The sequence below is a fragment of the Mesorhizobium sp. M7A.F.Ca.ET.027.03.2.1 genome (assembly GCF_003999175.1).
GTDB lineage: Bacteria > Pseudomonadota > Alphaproteobacteria > Rhizobiales > Rhizobiaceae > Mesorhizobium.
Genome location: NZ_RZOM01000539.1, coordinates 1 through 4,090, shown reverse-complemented (window position 1 = coordinate 4,090; position 4,090 = coordinate 1). Strand labels below are relative to the sequence as shown.

Annotated in this window: 4 protein-coding genes; 3 read left to right on the top strand and 1 reads right to left on the bottom strand. The window is 62.9% G+C overall.

The annotated features are described in order from the left end of the window. Positions 1-462: ABC transporter ATP-binding protein (locus EN750_RS21675; protein ID WP_145967823.1), on the top strand; the 462-nt coding region annotated here is incomplete at its 5' end. Positions 463-488: 26 nt separating this feature from the next. Here EN750_RS21675 and EN750_RS21670 read toward each other — a convergent pair. Continuing rightward, positions 489-1,391 (bottom strand): LysR family transcriptional regulator, encoded by a 903-nt coding sequence (locus EN750_RS21670; RefSeq protein ID WP_127397597.1) that lies wholly within the window; start codon positions 1,389-1,391, stop codon positions 489-491. A 113-nt stretch (positions 1,392-1,504) separates the two neighbouring features. On the opposite strand from EN750_RS21670, the gene EN750_RS21665 reads away from it, so the two are divergent. Continuing rightward, positions 1,505-3,160, top strand: a complete 1,656-nt coding sequence (locus EN750_RS21665) for an ABC transporter substrate-binding protein (protein ID WP_127397596.1) — start codon at positions 1,505-1,507, stop codon at positions 3,158-3,160. Continuing rightward, positions 3,157-4,047 carry a DUF427 domain-containing protein gene (locus tag EN750_RS21660; protein WP_164874019.1) on the top strand — a complete coding sequence of 297 codons (891 nt, stop codon included), beginning with the start codon at positions 3,157-3,159 and terminating at the stop codon, positions 4,045-4,047. The genes EN750_RS21665 and EN750_RS21660 overlap by 4 nt, the downstream gene beginning before the upstream one ends. Positions 4,048-4,090 lie beyond the last annotated feature (43 nt).

Genomic DNA, 4,090 nt, shown 5'->3' with positions numbered 1-4,090 from the left:
GCGCTCGACGTCTCGGTGCAGGCAGCCATCCTCAACCTGCTCGCCGACCTGCAGTCGAAGGAAGACGTCAGCTACATCTTTATCTCGCACGACCTTGCCGTGGTGCGTTACCTCTCCGACAAGATCGCCGTGCTCTATCTCGGCCGCATCATGGAACTCGGACCGTCGGAAGATGTCTTTTCCGGCCCGCATCACCCCTATACCGAGGCGCTTTTGTCGGCCGTGCCCAAACTCGACCAGACCGATACGGCACGCATTCGTCTCGACGGCGAAATCCCCAGTGCCACCAATCCGCCGTCGGGCTGCGTCTTCCACACGCGCTGCCCGCGCAAGATCGGCCCGATCTGCGAACAGCAGGAGCCGCCACTCGGCGAGGCCCAGCCCGGCCATTCCATCCGCTGCCACATTCCTTACTCCGAACTGGCCAGGCTGCAGAGAGCGGTCGTGACCGAGCCGGCATAGCGCTCTCGCTCGCGTGGCTTGGCCGGTCAGATCTGGCCGGCCATGCTGAGAGCACGGTCACCTTCTGAAAAGCCCTGCCCTTCGGCCCAGTCCCTGGCCAGCGTGCGCAGACCTGTGAGCGCGACATCCAGAACATCCGAGGACACGGGGTTCGAGGGATAGGCGAGGTAGATCGGCCGCTGGAATACCGGTGTGTTGTCGATGCGCCGCATCTCGCCGCGCTCGATATGACCGCTGACGGCACTGAGCGGCAGATAGGCGGCAGCCTGCTGCGACAGCACGTGCTGCAGGCCGATGAAGACCAATCCGGCCGATATCGCCGGCTTGACCATGCCGGCAAAAGCGCGGTCGTGCTCGATGCGGAACTCCAGCCCCCAGTCCATCAGGATGTAGTTTTCGGTCCACGGCTTGGTCTGCGCGGCATGCTGGACAAGCACGACCTGATCGACGGCCAGCGTTTCGTAGACGATGCCAGGATGCGGCCGCGGCAGATAGAGGATGCAGATGTCGAGCAGGCCTTCCGCCAGTTGGTCGATCGCCGAGTCCGGAAAGCTGCCCTCCAGCCGCAGCGCCACGTTCGGTCTTCTGGCGCGCATCCACTCGACCCATGGCGAGGTGATGCGGTCCCACAGATAGGCCGGCGCGGTCAGCCGCAGCAAGGTCTCATAGCCATCGGGAACGGCGATATCCTGTCGGGATTGTTCCCAGGTGCGGGTGATTGAAGAGGCATGCGGCAGGAACTGGCGGCCGGCCGGCGTCAGCGTCACGCCATCGCGGTCGCGCGCGAACAGCCGGCGGCCCAACTGCTCCTCCAGCCCCCTGATCCGCGCGCTGACGGTGGACTGGGCAAGGTTGAGCCGGCTGGCCGCGACGGTGAAGCTGCCATGCGTGGCGACTTCGAGAAAGCTGCGCAGATTTTCAGTGTCCATGCCCACCTCTTGCATCGAAAATTTCGATGACCCCTATCAAAAAATATCGCTTTCCGGCGGCAGTCAACAATGAACTAGATGTCCGAACCCCAAGACAAGCGAGGAATCCAGCCATGCCCAAGCATTTCAGGATGATCGACAACGCTCGCAGGACGCTCACCGCAATCGAAAATTCCGCTGTCGACGAATTGCTGGCCGGCAGGATGGGCCGCCGCGACTTCCTTCGCCATGGCAGCGTGCTCGGCCTCTCCTTGCCCTTCCTGGGCAGCCTTGTCGCGGCAGCCGGCCTCGGCACGCAGCAGGCACGCGCCGAGGGCAAGCCGGGCGGCACCGTGCGCGCCGGCGTGGCGACGCCGGGCGGCGCCATCGATCCCGTCACCTACTATGACAGCGGCAGCTATCAGCTGGTTTTCCAGACCGCCGAATTTCTCTGCATCACGCAGCCGGACCTCACTTTGAAGCCTGTGCTGGCAGAGAGCTGGGCGCCGAACGAGGATGGCAGCGTGTGGACCTTCAAGCTGCGCAAGGGCGTGAAATTCCACAATGGCGAAGACTTCAAGGCCGACGACGTCGTCGCGACCTTCGACCGGCTGGCCGATCTCAACGGTGCTTCCAATGCGCTATCGGTGTTCAAGGGGCTGCTGTCGAAGGGCGGCACCCGGAAGGTCGACGACCACACAGTCGCCTTCCATCTCGATGCACCGAACGGCAGCTTTCCCTATTCGGTGTCGATCGACAATTACAACGCCGTCATCCTGCCGGCGAGCTACAAGGGCGACTACGAAAAGACGTTCGAAGGCACCGGGCCGTTTCGGCTGGAGACCTACACACCAAAGGTTGGCGCGACCTTCATCCGCAATCCCGACTATTGGGGTGAGAAGGCGCTGCCCGACCGGCTCGAATTCAAGTTCTACGGCGATGTGCAGCCACGCATCCTGGCGCTGCAGGCCGGCGAGGTCGACATTCTCGATGCCGTCCCGCTCGATGTCAGCCAGGTCGTGCTGAACAGTCCTGATATCACCGTCTTGCGTGTCGCTTCGACCGCGCACCGCCAGTTGCACATGCGCTGCGACACCGGCCCGTTCACCGACAAGCGCGCGCGCCAGGCGCTGGCGCTGTGCATCGACCGCTCCAAGCTGGTCGACGGCCTGTGCCGCGGCATGGCGGCGACTGGCAATGACAGCCCGTTCGCGCCGGCCTTCCCGGCGACCGACAAGTCGGTGCCGCAACGCGTCCAAGACATCGCCAAGGCCAAGCAGTTGCTCGAGGCGGCGGGTCTCGCCGAAGGCTTCGACATCACGCTGACCACGCTGCGCTATTCCGACATTCCGGGCTATGCGCAATTGTTCCAGAATTTCGCCAAGGAGATCGGTGCGCGCATCTCGCTCAACATCGAGGACCAGGACAAATATTACGGCAAAGCGGTGTTCGGCCAGTCGGACTGGCTGGACAGCCCGCTCGGCATCACCGACTACGCGCATCGCAGCGTGCCAAACGTCTTCCTCAAGAGCCCGTTGGTCAGCGACGGCCCTTGGAACGCGGCGCATTTCAAGAGCCCGGCCTATGATGGCATGGTCACCAGCTATCTCAAGGCGCTCGATGCCGGCGCGCAGCGCGCTGCCGCCTCTGACATCCAGAAATTGCTGCTCGACGAGACGCCTGTCATCTTCAGCTATTTCCCCGATCTGCTGGTGCCGGTGCGCAAGAATGTCAGCGGCCTTCCGCCGATCGCGGCCGGCCTGCTGCTCGACCGCGTGTCGTTGAGCTGATCGTGCGCCAGCGCCCGATGACAAAAGAAACAAAACGGGAGACTACCATTCGCAAGCCCCATCTGCGCGGCCGTGGGCCGCATTTTCCGCTGCTCGACACCATCGTGCAGTATGAATTCGAGCCGGGCTACATAGCCTTCACCATGCCGACGCAGAAGCGCCTGCGTGTGCAGGTGGGATCGATGACCGTGGCCGATACGACCAATGCCTTGGTGTTCTACGAATCCGATCACCTGCCGGTCTACTACTTCCCGATCGGCGACGTTCGCGAGGAATTCCTGCTGCCGAGCAAGACGACGACAGAGGACCCGTTCAAGGGCACAGCCACCCACTATTCACTCAACACCGGCATCACGCTGGTCGAGGACGCGGCCTGGCGCTATCTCGATCCGGTCAAGGGCTGTCCGCCAATATCCGACTACATGTCGTTCACCTGGAGCAAGATGGGACACTGGTTCGAGGAGGACGAGGAGATCTTCGTCCACGCCCGCGATCCGTTCCGCCGGGTCGACTGCCTCCCGTCGTCGCGGCGCGTGCAGGTCATTCTCGACGGCGAACAGGTCGCCGATTCACGCCGCGGCGTGTTCCTGTTCGAGACCGGCCATCCGGTGCGCCACTATCTGCCGATCGCCGACACGCGGCTCGATATGTTCGCGCCCAGCCGCTACATTTCGCGCTGTCCTTACAAGGGCATCTCCAACTATTATCACGTGACGACCAAGGCCAAGCGTCACGAGAACCTGGTCTGGTATTATCCCGAGCCGGTGCACGAGGCGGAGCGCATCAAGGGGCTGGTCTGCTTCCACCACGAACTGGTCGACAAGATCCTGGTCGACGGCGTCGAAATCCCGAAGGAAGCCACGGCCGCGTCGAGCGGTTATTTCTGAGTATCGACGCCGTCGACCAGGATCTTGTCGACCAGTTCGTGGT